The organism is Rothia sp. 32237D007AR (genome assembly GCF_053544675.1).
In genome coordinates, this window is sequence record NZ_JBPPUO010000005.1 from 109,418 (window position 1) to 125,158 (window position 15,741).

Annotated in this window: 12 protein-coding genes; all 12 read right to left on the minus strand. The window is 56.0% G+C overall.

Features of this window, described 5'->3' with window-relative positions; translation table 11 throughout:
• Positions 1–36: 36 nt before the first annotated feature.
• The 12 genes from ACED87_RS05060 to ACED87_RS05115 all read right to left on the minus strand — a co-directional run bounded on the left by ACED87_RS05060 (position 37) and on the right by ACED87_RS05115 (position 15,587).
• A complete protein-coding gene (locus tag ACED87_RS05060; RefSeq protein WP_449083354.1) occupies positions 37–759 on the minus strand; it encodes a response regulator in 723 nt (240 codons plus the stop codon).
• The gene (locus ACED87_RS05065; protein ID WP_449083356.1) at positions 756–2,147 is read right to left on the minus strand and encodes a sensor histidine kinase; all 1,392 of its coding nucleotides are present in this window, start codon (positions 2,145–2,147) and stop codon (positions 756–758) included. The genes ACED87_RS05060 and ACED87_RS05065 overlap by 4 nt, the downstream gene beginning before the upstream one ends.
• 120 nt (positions 2,148–2,267) lie before the next feature.
• Positions 2,268–4,301: a hypothetical protein gene (locus ACED87_RS05070; RefSeq protein WP_449083358.1), complete on the minus strand. Its 2,034-nt coding sequence runs from the start codon at positions 4,299–4,301 to the stop codon at positions 2,268–2,270.
• 74 nt (positions 4,302–4,375) lie between these two features.
• Positions 4,376–4,870: an NUDIX domain-containing protein gene (locus ACED87_RS05075; RefSeq protein WP_449083359.1), complete on the minus strand. Its 495-nt coding sequence runs from the start codon at positions 4,868–4,870 to the stop codon at positions 4,376–4,378.
• Positions 4,871–5,070: 200 nt separating this feature from the next.
• Entirely contained in the window at positions 5,071–6,645 is a 1,575-nt protein-coding gene (ffh, locus tag ACED87_RS05080) for a signal recognition particle protein (RefSeq protein ID WP_449089652.1), read from the minus strand.
• A 251-nt stretch (positions 6,646–6,896) separates the two neighbouring features.
• Positions 6,897–8,612: an ABC transporter family substrate-binding protein gene (locus ACED87_RS05085; RefSeq protein ID WP_449083363.1), complete on the minus strand. Its 1,716-nt coding sequence runs from the start codon at positions 8,610–8,612 to the stop codon at positions 6,897–6,899.
• Between the two features lie 74 nt (positions 8,613–8,686).
• Positions 8,687–10,762, minus strand: a complete 2,076-nt coding sequence (locus ACED87_RS05090) for a dipeptide ABC transporter ATP-binding protein (RefSeq protein ID WP_449083365.1) — start codon at positions 10,760–10,762, stop codon at positions 8,687–8,689.
• Positions 10,763–11,737: an ABC transporter permease gene (locus tag ACED87_RS05095; protein ID WP_449083367.1), complete on the minus strand. Its 975-nt coding sequence runs from the start codon at positions 11,735–11,737 to the stop codon at positions 10,763–10,765.
• On the minus strand, positions 11,734–12,720 hold the full coding sequence (locus ACED87_RS05100) for an ABC transporter permease (protein WP_449083369.1): 987 nt from the start codon (positions 12,718–12,720) through the stop codon (positions 11,734–11,736). Before ACED87_RS05100 ends, ACED87_RS05095 begins: the two co-directional genes overlap by 4 nt.
• 290 nt (positions 12,721–13,010) lie before the next feature.
• A complete protein-coding gene (locus ACED87_RS05105) occupies positions 13,011–13,841 on the minus strand; it encodes an exodeoxyribonuclease III (RefSeq protein ID WP_449083370.1) in 831 nt (276 codons plus the stop codon).
• Between the two features lie 136 nt (positions 13,842–13,977).
• On the minus strand, positions 13,978–14,316 hold the full coding sequence (locus ACED87_RS05110; protein WP_449083372.1) for a P-II family nitrogen regulator: 339 nt from the start codon (positions 14,314–14,316) through the stop codon (positions 13,978–13,980).
• A gap of 14 nt (positions 14,317–14,330) precedes the next feature.
• Positions 14,331–15,587 carry an ammonium transporter gene (locus ACED87_RS05115; protein ID WP_449083373.1) on the minus strand — a complete coding sequence of 419 codons (1,257 nt, stop codon included), beginning with the start codon at positions 15,585–15,587 and terminating at the stop codon, positions 14,331–14,333.
• Positions 15,588–15,741 lie beyond the last annotated feature (154 nt).

The window sequence follows — 15,741 nt, forward strand, 5'->3', positions numbered from 1 at the left end:
CATGGGGGAGTTCTTTTGGGCTGCCAACAGACGGAGTTAGCCAGCTAGACCTACCCGGTGGGCAAAAATCACGGCGCCAACCCGGTCACGGCTGTGGGTCTTGGCCAGTATGTTCGATACGTGAGTTTTGACGGTTGCAGCTCCCAGAAAAAGTTTTTCTGCAATTTCCGCGTTAGTCAGCCCCTGGGCGAGCAGTTCCAGGGTCTCTTTCTCGCGCGGTGTCAAGGCTGCAAGAGCAAAGGCATCGTCGGGGCTCAGGTCATTGGTGGTCTGTGCTCCCCCAGCCTGTCCCTGCCCGATGCTTCCTGCCGGGGTGGTGACGTCCTGCCCCTTAGTTTGCTCCACAAAACGGGCGATGAGCGGCAGGGTCATTTCGGGTGAGAGCAGGGCCAAACCGCCTGCGACCTTTCGGATAGCATCCACTAGCTCATCAGCATCTGAAGTTTTGAGCAGGAAACCGCTGGCGCCAGCTTGAAGTGCTGAGAAGAGGTAGTCTTCGCGGTCGAAGGTCGTGAGAATCAGGACGGCCGTGCCCGGCAGCTGCTCGGTCAAAGCGGCGGTGGCGGTGATTCCGTCCATCACGGGCATTTGAACGTCCATGAGCACCACATCGGGGCGGACGCTTGCGGCAAGGTCCAGGGCCTCTTTGCCGTTGCGGGCCTGGCCGACTACCTCGATGTCCTCCTCCATGGAGAGGATCAGGGCGAACCCTGATCGCACCATGTCTTGGTCATCTGCTAGCAGGACTTTGATGGTCATGGGGTCTTCCTTAGCGGGTAGGTGTCGTGGGTTTCGTCAAAATCTGCGGGGAAGCGCACCTGCACTTTCCAGCCGGGGGCACCTTGCCTCCGGCCTGCCCAGCACGTGCCGCCTAGGGCGGCGGCTCGTTCTCTGATGCCTTGGAGCCCGTACCCTTGGCGTTTCTCATCGGCCCCGTGTTCTTGGCTGTTTGTTGCACCTGCCTCGTGTGCAGGCCCGTCATCGGTAACTTCCAGTTCCACCCAGTTGTCTCCTGTCTCTCCGCCGGTGCGCAGGGCCAGCACCGCGTTTTGGGCCACTGAATGTTTGCGCACATTGGTCAGGGCTTCTTGGGCCATGCGGTAGATAGAGAGCTGGGTTCCCTGCTGCAAGCCGGTCAGCCGGGTCAGGTCCTGTTCGCTGACCTGCACTCGGGTTGTCACACCTACCGCCGTCATATGCTCCACCAGGTCAAAGATTTCGGTCACCTGGGGCTCTTTGGCAGCCCCGCTTCCCTGCTCCGCTTCCCCGGCAGCCCGCATCACGCGAATCAGGTTCTTCATCTCAGCAACCGAGGATCGGGCCAACTTTTCAATATTAGCCAGGGGCTCAGCCGCCAGTTCCGGCTTCTTTTCTAGAGCCCGACGGGCAGCAGCCGCCTGAATCCCCATAGAAGAAACATGGTGCCCCACCGAGTCGTGAAGCTCTCTGGCTATACGCAGGCGGTCGCGGGTGACAGCGTCCTGAGCCATCTGTTGGGATTGCTGTTCCAGCTGCTGTGCCTGGGCAGCAAGCACGGTTCGCTGGTAGGCCTGGTTCCAGGAGGTACGCCCCATCACCGCAGCACACCCAAAGTAGAAGGTGTTAGTTACCGCGGCCATAATGTACCCGGCGGTTGCCTGGCTAAAGATACCGCCAGAGAAATCTTCGACCCCCGCTATGCTGTAGGCCGAGTCAGTCATCACCCAGGTAAGAATCACCCAGAGAAACGCTATAAGGCAGATCAGGGCATAGACGAACCAGGTGAGGGTGCGATTTTTGCCCCAGGCAATCCCCGCAAAAAGTGTCACAAAGTAGCACAGCTGAAAGCTGAGGGTAAATGACCCCACAGGGGAAAGATAGTACAGGGCGTAAAAGAGCGCAGTGGCTAGCAGCATCATGGTCAGGGGGTAGCGCCTGCGGCCAACTAGTGGCACCGTCATGCCCGCAACAGTGATGTAGGAGAGAAGAATCTGGTGCTGGTCCTCCCCCAGTAAGCCAGCCGAATGGTAGGCAGCGTTCAAGAGCAAGGTGACGGCAAGTACCACGAGCCAGATGAGCACGTCCTTACGCAAGGACGCTGCCGGTGGGGTGGATCGCTCCCAGTCAGGGTCTATGTGTGAGAAAGAGAAGGGAGTGGATGTGTTCACCCACCCACTGTATCAAGGCACAAGAAGGAGCAACTCCCCCGCCCGGCGGAGAAAACGGCGGAGAGAAGAGCGGAGAAAACGGCGGAGAGAAGAGCGGAGAAAACGGCGGAGAGAACGAGACTAGCTACCAGTGCCGAAAAAACGCCCCAGCTGCTGACGGGCCAGTTTCCCAGCCTGCCGGCCCAGCCTTTGAGCGGTGGTCGCGGCCTGGAGTCCTAGCCTTTGGGCTGTGTTCTCTGCCCGGCGGCCCAGCCTTTGGGCGGTGTGCCTCAGTGCAGGTGCCTTAGCCTCAGAGTCCTTCTGGGCTTGCTCTTGCTGGGCTTGCTCTTGCTGAGCCTGGGCCCGCAGCTCCTCAGTCAGCGACAGCGGCCGCGTTTGGTGGTGCTCAGTTACCGGCAGCTTCTGGGAAGACAGTAGACGGTGATAAACCCGTGCAATGACCATTTCAGCGGTGCCAGTAGCCCCTAAAGTAGCTGCTGCAACAAGAGCGGCACGAGGCGAGCGCCCCTGCCTCATTCTGCGCGCAGCCCAGAGAGCTAGGGCCCCTGAGGCCCCGAGCTGGGCGGCGGCGTCCGCAGTCAACAGCCAGGGGTGTTCACGAATTTCTCGGTTGACGGTGCTGAGGGTATCGGTGCCGTTAGGGTAGGCGGTTACGCTCTCTTTGAGGCGCTCTAGCCCGCTCATATCGGGGGTGAAACGGCGGTAGCCTACGAAAGCATCGAGGCTGACAGAACCGGTGAGTACCTTATGCAGTTCTTCAGGTAGCTCTAGGGCGTGGATGGTGGACTCTAACCCATCTACGCTGTGGAAATCTAGCACGTAGTTGGTGAGTCGGTTAGCGGTCTGGTCATCGAGCCCGTAGAGCCAGATGAGCTGGTCAAGCTGGTCGCGGGCACCTTGTTCCCGGTAGGGGGCAGGCAGTAGCCCTGGCAGGCTCCAGACCAGGTTGCCTACCTCGCTTGAGGTGCGTTCTAGGGCAGTACCAATTTTGGTCAGGGGTGACCAGCTAAAGGTCAGTACGGTACCTACCAGCCCAGAATCAGGGGTGCCCATCACCTGGTTCACCCAATCAGTGACACTGCCAGTCTCGGGGCCTGTAGAGTCAGCCGGGAGCACGAAAGATAGGTTCTGCCCGAAGAGGGTCTGCTCAGCCACGATGGAGGGCACGTTCATCGCTTCTAGCAGGAGCGCCAGAGTCTGCGGGTCAGCGGTAATGAGCGACCAGCCTTTATCAGCTGGGGCTGCGTGCACCTCCCCCACCATCAGCTCAGGTTGCATGTAGCTTGCTATATCTGCCATGGGTAGTTCTACCAGGGCGGCGCTCACCCCGTAGGGGTCAAGGCTCAAAGAGTCGGTACCTTGTGAGAAAGAGGCCAGGTGGTAGTCCTCCCCCGGCTGCTGCGGTAGGAGGTCAGCGGCACCCGGTAGGCGGGTATCCAACTGGGTCAGAAACTCATCGAGGGATGCACCAGGTAGGAGCACCCCGGTGCTATCGGTTTCTACGGTACGCAAGGACGCCTGCCCCGGTATACGCTCGCAGAGCACGAAGAGCTGGGCGCGGGGCCCGTCTATTTCTAGGGCGGTTACTGTTGCAAGGGACTCTATATAGCCTGCCAAATCTGGGATGATTTCCCAGTTCAGCTCATCAATAGCTGCCTGAGCTTCAGGGGATAGTTCGCCTGCGAAAGTCTCTAGCTCTTCATCAGGTATCTCACCGGTCTCACGCGGTGATTCTTCTGCCTGATTTCCACTCCCCTGCTCAGCTTGCATGATTTGTTGGATTAAATCATCAAATTTATTGGGGTCAGCAGCGAGTTCTTCAACGCTTTTGATGTCTTCGTCCGTGTATTCAGCGCCGTGGGGTGCCTCTTGGGTTTGCTCGCGAATCAGGCCGATGATGCTCTCTAGCTGGTTGCGTACCTCTTGTTCGAGACCAGCGGGCAGGGCAGGTTGCTCGCTGGCGTCCGCCTCTTGCTGCTTATCGCCCTGGGTAGGCCCGTCACCGTAGATGCCGGGTATCAGGTCAGGCCAGTTAGCCTGGGCCGGGTCACGGTCGATGCGCAGACGCACCCATATCACATCAGAACCTACAGCCTGCTGGGTCTCCTGGTGAGAGGGGCCCTGGGGGGCTGGGTCACGGTGTGATTCAGTCATATGTTTGTCATCCTTATCAACGCTTCATCGAAAGGGCAAAGATTTGCCCCGGTGCTACACGACGAATATAAAATCTAGCTGGCTGGCTTATCGCTAGAGAACTCATAGACAGCCCCGGTTTGCAGGGCACGGAAGGCCTGACGCAGACGGTGGGCGTGACGGGGCCCAAAATAATCATCTAAATCTTCAGGGGCGACCCACTCATAAGCGGTGAGTTCTTCTTCTTGAAGGGTGATTGTCGCATCGGCAGGTAGCACACCGGCATCGTAAATGTAGTAGGTGGAGTCGCCCCAGATGCCCATCTGCAGGCCGTGGAAAATCACCAGGAGCCGGCCCGGTTCCAAATCTAGACCCACTTCTTCAGCCACTTCGCGGAAGCAACCGGGTTGGGGGGCTTCGCCTGCCTCAACGGTGCCGCCGGGGATAGTCCAGCCGTCCTTATAGTTAGGTTTGACCACTAGCATCTGCCCGGCCTCGTTCCGAATCAGAGCGCCAGCAGCTAGACGGCGGGTTGGCAGGCTTGCGATAAAAGCCTTGAGTTCTTCTTCGGGTAGGTAGGAATCAACCACGGTACTGCTTTCTTCTTAAGGGGCGGGCTACTACACTCAATGTACCGCGCCCAGCCAGCAGGTAAAAGGCAGGGCGGGTCTTGCACTCTCACAGCAGAACTACCGCCGGTGCAATACACCTTTAAATGAAGGAGAGGGCGGGTGCGAGTCTCTTGCTCGCTCCCGCCCTAGCTCACAAGGTTTTGCTAGCTCACCAGGTTTTATTTGAGGAACTTCTCAAAGCCCTTGGGCAGGTTCAGATCCTCAGGTTTCACGTCCTGGGTCTGCTGGCCAAAGGCTGAGCCTGCAGCAGCCTGCTGCTTAGCTGCTGCAGCCTGTTCCTGCTGAGCGCGCTTGGCCGGGTTACCGGAACGGGCCTTCTGCTTGCCCTTACCCTTGCCCTTGTTCTTGCGGGCAGAACCACCGGCTGCTGCCATACCGGGCATCTGCATGCCACCGGGCATACCAGCCATGTTGCCGCTAGCAAGCTTCTTCATCATCTTCTGGGCCTGAGCAAAACGCTCCATGAGCATATTGACCTCAGAAACAGTCACACCGGCACCCTTGGCGATACGGGCACGGCGGGAGCCATTGATAATCTTGGGGGCAACTCGCTCATGCGGGGTCATAGAGCGAACGATTGCCTCGACGCGGTCAATTTCCTTCTCGTCAAAGTTCTCCAACTGCTGACGGATCTGGGCGGCACCGGGCATCATCATGAGCAGCTTCTTCATGGAGCCCATCTTGCGAATCTGCTGCATCTGGGCCAGGAAGTCCTCAAAAGTGAAGTCTTCCTGATCCACAAACTTCTTGGCCATGCGGTCAGCTTCGGCCTTATCCCAGGTCTGCTCGGCCTGCTCGATCAGGGTGAGCACATCACCCATGTCGAGAATTCGGCTGGCCATACGGTCTGGGTGGAACTGCTCAAAGTCGGTGACGTTTTCACCGGTGGAGGTAAACATGATGGGCTTACCGGTGACGGATGCAACGGAGAGAGCGGCACCACCGCGGGCGTCACCGTCCAGCTTGGAGAGCACGACACCGGTGAAGTCTACGCCCTCGTTGAAGGCGTTAGCGGTGTTAACAGCGTCCTGACCGATCATGGCGTCGATAACGAAGAGGACTTCGTTGGGTTCAATGGCGTCGCGGATATTGCGGGCCTGCTGCATGAGCTCAGCGTCTACACCCAGGCGGCCTGCGGTATCGACAATGACCACATCGTGCAGCTTGGCGCGGGCCTCAGCCACACCATCACGGGCCACCTGTACGGGGTCACCGCTGGGTGCATCGAACTCACTGGTGACACCGGGGTGAGGGGCGTAAACGGGTACACCGGCGCGCTCACCAACCACCTTGAGCTGGTTAACAGCATTGGGGCGCTGCAGGTCAGAGGCCACCAGCAGGGGGGTGTGCCCCTGCTTCTTGAGCCAATGGGAGAGCTTACCGGCCAGGGTGGTCTTACCTGCACCTTGTAGACCTGCCAGCATGATGATGGTGGGGCCGGTCTTGGCCATGTTGATGCGGCGGGTCTGGCTACCCAGAATATTGACCAGCTCTTCATTAACGATCTTGACGATCTGCTGGGAGGGGTTGAGGGCTTCGGAGACCTCGGCACCCAGGGCGCGTTCTTTGATGTGGGCGGTAAATTCGCGCACGACGGGGACGGCGACGTCAGCATCCAGGAGGGCACGGCGGATTTCGCGTACTGTTGCGTCAATGTCTGCTTCAGTTAGCTTGCCTTTGCCGCGCAGGTTTTTGAAGGTTGCTGTCAACCGGTCTGAGAGTGAATTAAACACGGGCTGTGCACTACTTTCGTGGCTGGATGGGCGTCGCGGGCTGAAGGGGCCCGCCACCATAAATTTTTGAGTCAGCTATTAAGAATAACGTATGTGGGCAAGGGTGCACCGGGTTTGCAGGGTCAAGAGTGCAAGATTCCCCAGCACACCCTGTTCACAGGTTGATTCTTAAAAACCTTGCCCCACCACCTTGTGGAAGGTGATGGGGCAAGAGAGGGGTGAGCTTGAGAAAATCTCTCAGTTAGAGAAACTTAGTTCTTCATCCAGCCAACGCGAGCCCACTGCTGGGGGTTGTCTGAGGGGCTACCGAACATGGCTGCACCGTAGTTAGCCAGCTTGTTCTTGCAGTAGACGATATCGGGGCCGTTGAAGACGGTACCGAGAGTAGCGAACTCTGCCATGAACTTACTCTCGATTTCGTTGCACTTTGCGTTACGCTCAGCGTCATCCTCAATCTTTTCCATCTCAGAAATCATGGCATCGATTTCTGCTGAGCCGGCAGCACCGTCCAGGTTGGATGAGTGGTAGTACTGGCGGGTTACCGAGGTTGCATCAGAACCTACGGTGTAACCCGAGAAGGTCATGTCGTACTCCTTGTTACCCATGACTGAGGCGAAGTTAGCGTCGGGCTGCTGGTCGATGGAGCATTCGATGCCAATGGCCTTCATCTGCTCAATCATGGTCTGAGTCAGGGCTGCGCCGCTGGGGTCATCACCGAAGTTGGTGATACGGAAGCTGGCATTTGCGCCGTCCTTAGCGTAGTAATCACCGCTCTTGGTGTAACCGGCATCTTCTAGAATCTTCTGAGCAACCTCAACACCGCGCTCTTCGGGGTAGTTGTCCCGGTAGTACTCAGAAACCGGTAGCAGCATCATGGAGCCGGGGGTCTCTTCAGTCCAATTCAGGCCCTGGAAGCGGACGTCGGAGAGAGCCTTACGGTCGGTACCTGCGAAGATAGCACGGCGCAGGGCAACATCTTTAATACGAGCCGGGTTGAGGTTCAGGCCACCAGCGAAGAGGCGCAGGGAGCGGCGGGGTTCTGCATCAGCAGTTCCCTCAACGTCCTTGTAGGCTGCCAGGGTACGGGCACCTACAGCATCGATTTCGCCATTACGGAAGGCGGCACGAGCTGCGGCTGCCTCCATCTGACGGAAGGTAATCCGATCCAGCAGGGGCTTGGTGCCCCACCAGTTTTCGTTGGGAACAACAGACAAACGCTTCTCCGCTGAGTTCCATTCTTCTAGCTTGAAGGGGCCTACACCGTAGTCGGGGTTGGGGTTATCGGTCCAGCCATTGTTGAAGACCTCAGGGTCTACCATGGCAGGGTGCAACAAGGCGCCAAAGAGGTTATCTGCCGGGTAGTAGGGTTCCTTCATAGTCACAAGAGCTGAGAAGGCGTCGCCATCTTCTTCAATGGACTCAATGAACTCGTACATACCCGAGGTAACAATGTTGTACTCACCCTCAGATGACTTAAAGACATTCCATGAGGTGCGCAGAGACTCAATGTCAATGGGGGTACCGTCATTGAACTTGGCCTTGGGGTTCAGCTTCACGCGGATGGTCTGAACGCCATCGACGGTCTCAGCCTCATAGGATTCACAGAAGTCAGGGTTAACGCTAACGTTACCCTCAAAATCTGACTGCCAAAGACCGCTGGTCATTGAGGTGTGGAAGGTGGAGAGAACGAAGCTGTTATCTAATGAGTTACCGTTCTGCGAGGTACGGTTGAAATCGGGGCCCAGTGAGGCAACAGGCAGAGTCAGCACACCGCCGGTTTGCAGATTAGCGATGTCCTGCTCATTGATTTCTACCCTAATTTCATCACCTGCTGCTGCCATGCTGGCGCTTGCTGCGCTGGTGGTGTTGGAACCTGAACCGCCACATGCAGTCAGCAGGCCGGTGGTTCCTAGGATGCCGGTACCCCAAAGCAGGGTACGGCGGTTCAGAACAAGATTCTTATTCATTCTTTTCTCCTCATGTGATAAAGATGGACAAAAGCGGAAGTGAAGTGATTTCAATTACATACTATACTTGTAATTTAGCTTACAGCAACTTCATGTTCAGGATAATAGCAGGCATACTGATGATCTCCGTCTGCCTTGCTCAGTGCAGGCACATTCTCAGTACATTTCTTCTGCTTATCCTCAGGCAGCAACTTAAAGATGGGGCACCGCGTTGCAAAAGCACAGCCCTCCGGCGCATTCACAGGAGTAGGCAAATCGCCTTCCAACACAATACGCTGCCGACTAGCCTCAACATCAGGGTCAGGCACCGGAATAGCAGAAAGCAGAGCCCGCGTATAGGGGTGCACGGGGTTATCAAAGACCTGATCCACATCACCTATCTCAACGACGCGACCCAAATACATCACAGCTACCCGGTCAGAGGCATGGCGCACCACAGCCAAGTCATGAGCCACCATCAAATAGCTCAGCCCCAACTCAACACGCAACGTTTCCAGCAGATTAATAACACCTGCCTGAACCGACACATCCAGAGCAGAAACAGGCTCATCCAAAGCCACCAACTTAGGGTTAACAGCCAGCGCACGGGCAATACCGATACGCTGACGCTGACCGCCAGAGAACTGGTTAGAGAAACGATTAACGTGGTCAGGTTGCAGACCTACCGTCTTCATCAGTTCAAGCACGCGCTTCTTAATGTCCTTGACCGCCCAGCCCTGATTTTGCAAAGGCTCAGCCAAAATCTCATAGACAGTGAAGCGAGGGTCAAGGGCACCGGTTGGATCCTGGAAAACCATCTGCTGGTTTTTACGCAGCTCATTCAGCTCAGAACCATGCAAGCCCTGCTTGTTCGAGACACCCGCAATCACAATCTCGCCGTCAGTATCTGGTGAGAACTCCATAATTTCAAGCAGAGTAGTGGTTTTACCACAGCCTGACTCACCCACAATAGAGAAGCACTCCCCCTCACGGATATCAAAGCTCACCCCGTTAACTGCCTTAACGGTACCCACCCGACGCTTAATCAGGGCCCCCTTAGTGAGGGGGAAGAACTTTTTAACATCCCTCACCTCAAGCACGCTAGCGCGCTCTTCACGGGGCACACCCGTAAGCGGCGAGGTAGGGATCTGAGGTACAGGGAACATCTGCTCAGGGCGCTCATTAACGAACTGATCTGCATAAAGACAGGCTGCACGGTGATTCTCACTAGTACCAGCAACAAGCTTTAGCGGCGGCTCTTCCACCAGGCAGACGTCCGTAGCGACAGGGCAACGAGGGGCGAAGGAACAACCCACCACAGGCTTCAACAGATTAGGAGGAGTACCTTCAATAGGAACCAAAGACGCCTTCTCCTTGCGGTCTACACGAGGCACAGCACCCAGCAGGCCAATGGTATAAGGCATAGAGGGCTTCTTATAAAGGTCACTAGCCTGAGCATGTTCCACGGCCTTACCGGCGTACATCACCATGATCTCATCAGCCATGCCAGCGACGATACCCAAATCGTGGGTGATCATGATAGTTGCTGCCCCGGTCTCTTCCTGGGCCTTCTGCATCACTTCAAGCACCTGAGCCTGAATCGTCACGTCCAAGGCGGTAGTGGGCTCATCAGCAATCAGGACGCGTGGCTCATTTGCGATAGCCATAGCAATCATGACGCGCTGACGCATACCACCAGAGAACTCGTGGGGGAAAGACTTGAGTCGGCTCTCAGGTGAAGGGATACCCACCAGGCGTAGCAGCTCAACAGAGCGATCATGGATAGCTTTCTCGCTCATCCCCTTGTTGTGGGTCTTAAGCACCTCAGCTAGCTGGTTACCGATGGTAAAAACCGGTGTCAGTGATGAGAGCGGATCTTGGAAGACCATGGAAATTTCTTTACCACGGTAGTCACACATCTGCTTATCGCTCAGGCCCAAGAGCTCAGTGCCCTTGTATTTGATAGAGCCGGTGATATCAGCGGTCGTGGGGTGCAGACCCATAATCGCCATAGAGGCAACCGACTTACCTGACCCGGACTCACCCACGATGCCCAGTGTTTTACCCGTGTACAGGTCGAAGTCAATGCCGCGCACCGCGTGCACAATACCATTTTCAGTATTGAACTTTACGTTGAGGTCTCGGACGCTCAGTACTGGTGTAGTGCTCATTTACTTCTTCTTTTTCTTAACTTTGCCAACGGACAGGGAGGTAGGATCGAAGGCGTCACGCAAGCCGTCATTCATCAGGGCTAGAGGGCCAACCAGCAGGAAGAAGAACAGCAGCGGAATCCAGAACATCCAGGGCAGGGTGTTGATTTGGCTTGAAGCCTGGGCGATCAAAGAACCCAGTGAGAAGTTCGGGTATTTCACGCCGATACCAATAAAGGTAAAAGACACCTCAGCCAGAATCGCTGCGGTAATACCGCGAGTAAATTCAAGCACCATCAAGGAGCCAATATTGGGGACTAGGTGACGCCAGACAATTTTGAAAGGGTGCACGCCCATGTAGCGGGCCGCTTTGACATAGTCACGGGAAATAAGCGACATAGCCATAGCTCGAATCACGCGGGCAGTGTACATCCAGCTAAAAATTAGAAGCACAACGGTCAAAATCAGCCAGCCAGGAATATTATCGCGTATAGCCTGACCACCAGAACCGTTAATAACAATTGCTACCACCAGCAGGCTGGGTGCCATGATGAGGGTCTCCAGCACAAAAAGCATGGTCTTATCAACCTTGCCGCCAAAGTAGGCCATGACACAACCGTAGATAGCTGCAAAGATTACCGATACGCCACCCACAATCAGACCGATAAAGACCGAGGTGCGAACCGCCTCAACCATCTGAGCGTAGAGGTCAGTACCTGCACTGGTCGTACCAAACCAGTGTTCTGAGCTAGGGCCAGTGGAAATATGGAAAGGGTCAATGGTGGTGGTGCCCCACTTGGAGAGGAAGCCACCGAATAGACCGAAGGCAATAACCAGAAGAAGAACAACCAAACCGAAAACCGCAGTCTTATTACGCATAAAACGACGGAAGATAATCTTCTTCTTACTGATAATTTCAAAATCAGCTTTTTTATGGTCAACCCGGGTAATGATACCGGTAAGGTTGTCGTGGTTGATAGCTGGTGAGTTACTCATGAGATCCTCACTCGGGGATCGACGATAGTGGTTGCAATATCAGCAATAATTGCGCCAACTGCAAAGATAAAGGAGCCGTAGGCCAAGGTTGCTACCGCAGCGTTGACGTCCTGGGCCCCAATTGCCTGAATCGACCAGAGGCCAATACCAGGCCAGGCGAAGATTGCTTCAGCGAAGAAGCCGCCGGTAAAGATAGCGGGAACGGTGAAAGCAATAGATTGAGCTACCGGGATGAAGGAAACTCGCAGAGCATGGCGGCGAATAGCCTGGTTGCGGGTCAGGCCCTTAGCACGAGCGGTACGGACGAAGTCAGCATTGACACTATCGAGAAGGTACTGGCGCTGGGAAATCTGGTAGCCACCCCAACTCATAATGGTGATACAGAAAGTAGGCACAATATAGTGGGCCGCCAAATCTACCCAGTATTCCACACTGCCCGGTGTGAGACCTGGCGAGGAAATACCGGTGACGAAGAAGATGCGCTCCCCTGCGGCATTGTTAATAGCAACAGCTCCAAGCTGCACCAGGAAGTAGGCGATAGGAGCGGGCAAAATGTAGACCAGGTAGGAGTAGCCGGTAATCACACGGTCTGAGAACTTATACTGGCGGGCTGCAGAATAGACACCCAGAGCGACACCAATGATGAGGGAGAGAATCACAGCCACCATGTAAAGACGGGTAGAGACCCACACACGCTGACCGAATTCAGCGTTAATGTAAGCGCCATTGGGGCTACGGCCCCAATCCCAGTGCAGTACAACGTTGGTGAGCCACTGAACGTAGCGGTCCCAGGCACTCATGGTGGGGTCAAGGTTCAAGGAGGAGAAGTTACGCTGAATCTGCTCGGGGGTGGGGCGAGGAACGCGTTCCTGTTCAATCAGGGCGGGATTCAGCGAGGTGACAGCGAGGAAGTAGCCACCGGTCGTCGTTAAGAAAATCATGACGGCGTAGGTAGCTACTCGCCTCAAAAGATACTTGATCATGAGGCGAACTCTTTCTGGAGGACGAACATTGTGCGTGAGCCTTTACAGATACTATGGGGTTTGTGATGCCCAACATATGCTGACGTATTGAGTTGAGTATATTGAGTCACACCCGGCACATCAAGTTAGACAACCCATCCTTGAAACCCCGCCTCACAGCAATGAAATACACCAGAAATAATTTCCGCCTTGAAAAGCCCGATAATACCTGGGAAAACTCCCCGCACCCCACCCACACACGGCTCATTCGCCTCTCAGAAAGGCCCCAAACGTTAAAAAAGATTAAACAATTACCCCATATTAATCTCCAAAAGAATCGGGGTGTGATCCTGGCGGGGGCCAGAGTCAATCATTTCTGAAGCCTGCACCTTCTCAGCAAGACGATCAGAAACCAGCCAGTAATCAATACGCCAGCCGGTGTTGTTAATCTTCGAGGTCCGCGAGCGCTGAGCCCACCAGGTATAGGCCCCTAGAACATCACCGTGCAGGTGGCGGAATGTATCGGTAAAGCCGCGAGAAAGGATGTGGGTGAAGCCCTCGCGTTCTTCGTCTGTGAAGCCCGGTGAGCGGCGGTTGGCTTTAGGGGTGGCTAGATCAATTTCGGTGTGGGCTACGTTGAAGTCACCGGTGGCAAGTACCGGTTTGGTGGCGTCTAGGCTAGCGAGGTAGTCAGCGTAGAGGCGGTCCCAGATTTGGCGGTCAGGTAGGCGGCGCAGACCATCGGAGGCGTTGGGGGTGTAGACCTGAGTGACGTAGAAATCCTCAAATTCTAGGGTGATGATGCGCCCTTCGGCGTCCATGGTGGTGGGGGCGGCCAGCTGGGGGTAGGTGACGGTGGGTTCTAGTTCCTGTTTGTAGAGGAACATGGTTCCGGCATAGCCTTTGCGGGCAGGCTCGTCAGATGATACCCAGGCGATTTTGTAGTCGGGGAAGTAAGCGTGCAGCGCTTCAAGGTGCTTCTTGGTGGGCCCCTTGGCAGATAGCTTGGTTTCTTGCAGGGCAAGGACGTCGGGCTTTAGCAGGGCGATAGAGGCAAAGACATCGCGTGAGAGCAGGGCACGAGCCGACTCACTGGTGAGTGCGGCGTTGAGTGAATCAACGTTCCAGGAGACAAGTTTCATGCCCTCCAGTCTACCCGGCAGGGCCCTGCCACCTCCTCGGTACTGCCTCGCTCCCCTCTGCCGTGGGACTCCCCTGTATCTCAAGCAGAAGGGCAGGCCTGAACGATGGTGGGCCTGCCCTAGTGTCTTGATGTTTTTAGATGGCTGAGATGCCGCGTTCGCCGGTGCGCACTCGCACCACCTCATCGACGGTGCTCACCCAAATTTTGCCGTCCCCGGCGCTGCCAGTGTTGGCGGTAGAGATGATGAGGTCGATGATGTCCTCAGCCCGGCCGGTATCGGCCAAGATTTCCAGTCGAACCTTAGGGATCAGGCGAATGTCGTATTCCTTGCCGCGGTAAACCTCTACGTGCCCGTGCTGGCGTCCGTACCCTTGGGCCTCTGAGACTGTCATACCATCGACCCCAAAGTTTTCCAGGGCCTGGCGTATTTCATCAAATTTTTCAGGTTGGATCAAAGCGGTAATGAGTTTCATAACTGTTTCTTCCTCTAGTTCTTTGCAAAGGCCCCGGAAGTACCGGAAGACATGGCGTAGGCAGTTTCAGCGTGCTGGGCCAGGTCAATACCCTGAACTTCCTGCTTCTCACTCACACGGAAACCCATGGTGCGGTGAATCGGAATGACAATCAGCAAGGTCACCACCGCGCAGTAAACAATGGAGATAATGGTTGCCACCGACTGGGTCACCAGTAGCCCCAGTCCGCCCCCGTAGAAGAGGCCCGCTGTACCGGTCGACGGGGTTGCAATAAAGCCCAGAGCCAAAGTGCCGATGAGACCAGAGACCAGGTGTACGCCTACCACGTCCAGGGAGTCGTCATAGCCCAAGCGGAACTTAAGGCCAACAGCCCAACCTGAGGCGATACCAGACACAAAGCCCAAGGCCAGAGCGCCGATAGGGTCGACGTTAGCGCAGGCCGGGGTGATAGCAACAAGACCAGCTACCAGGCCAGAGGCTGCACCCAGAGAGGTGACGTGACCATCACGGACGCGCTCTAGCAGGCACCAGCCCAGCATGGCCGCTGCCGGGGCAGCAAGAGTATTGACCCAAATCAGACCAGCCTGGGTGCCATTTGAGGCTGCACCTACGTTGAAACCAAACCAGCCGAACCACAAGATAGCTGCACCGAGCATGACCAGAGGCAGGGAGTGGGGGCGCTGGTTGGGGTCCTGGCCAAAGCCCTTACGGGCACCCAGCACCAGGGCCAGAATCAGGCCAGCAACACCGGCGTTGATGTGAATTACCAGGCCACCAGCAAAGTCAATGGCTTCACCGAACATGGAGCCAATGAAACCTTCTTCACCGAAGAGGCCCCCACCCCAGACCATGAAAGCTAGAGGGCAGTAGACCAGGGTAAGCCAGAGGGGGACGAAGAGGCACCATGCACCAAAGCGGGTGCGGTCGGCAATAGAGCCGGAGATAATAGCTACCGCGATGATAGCGAAGGTGGAGCTAAAAGCGACCGCTAACATGTTAGTGCCGCCATCAGCCAAAGTGGCAGAAAGACCAAAGTCCTTGAAGGGTGAGCCGACGATATCGTGGATGAGGGCGTTTCCTCCGCTCATGCTATAGCCCCAGAGCACCCAGCAGACGCCAACGATGCCCATAGAAATCACGGACATCATCATCATATTAAGTGCTGACTTAGCCCGCGTCATACCGCTGTAGAAGAGAGCGAGACCCGGTGTCATGAACAGAACAAGTGCCGCGGCCACCACGGTCCAAACATCACTGGCGGTGAGTTCCATGCCTGTTACCCCTTTCAAAATCTGTACAGAAAACCTGTGTGCCGGTCTGAGCCGGCCCTGGTGTGTTTGACAGTTTCCATTGTTCTTTTGGCATGTTTCGGCCTCAGGCGAGCAGAGTTTCACCAGAGTTACAGGTGGCCTAGACCTGTTGCCA

Excerpts from the sequence above, each read along its gene's own strand:
- ACED87_RS05060 (WP_449083354.1), bottom strand. The coding sequence starts at position 759 with ATGACCATCAAAGTCCTGCTAGCAGATGACCAAGACATGGTGCGATCA.
- ACED87_RS05070 (WP_449083358.1), bottom strand. The coding sequence starts at position 4,301 with ATGACTGAATCACACCGTGACCCAGCCCCCCAGGGCCCCTCTCACCAG.
- ACED87_RS05085 (WP_449083363.1), bottom strand. The coding sequence starts at position 8,612 with ATGAATAAGAATCTTGTTCTGAACCGCCGTACCCTGCTTTGGGGTACC.
- ACED87_RS05090 (WP_449083365.1), bottom strand. The coding sequence starts at position 10,762 with ATGAGCACTACACCAGTACTGAGCGTCCGAGACCTCAACGTAAAGTTC.
- ACED87_RS05095 (WP_449083367.1), bottom strand. The coding sequence starts at position 11,737 with ATGAGTAACTCACCAGCTATCAACCACGACAACCTTACCGGTATCATT.
- ACED87_RS05100 (WP_449083369.1), bottom strand. The coding sequence starts at position 12,720 with ATGATCAAGTATCTTTTGAGGCGAGTAGCTACCTACGCCGTCATGATT.
- ACED87_RS05105 (WP_449083370.1), bottom strand. The coding sequence starts at position 13,841 with ATGAAACTTGTCTCCTGGAACGTTGATTCACTCAACGCCGCACTCACC.
- ACED87_RS05110 (WP_449083372.1), bottom strand. The coding sequence starts at position 14,316 with ATGAAACTCATTACCGCTTTGATCCAACCTGAAAAATTTGATGAAATA.
- ACED87_RS05115 (WP_449083373.1), bottom strand. The coding sequence starts at position 15,587 with ATGGAACTCACCGCCAGTGATGTTTGGACCGTGGTGGCCGCGGCACTT.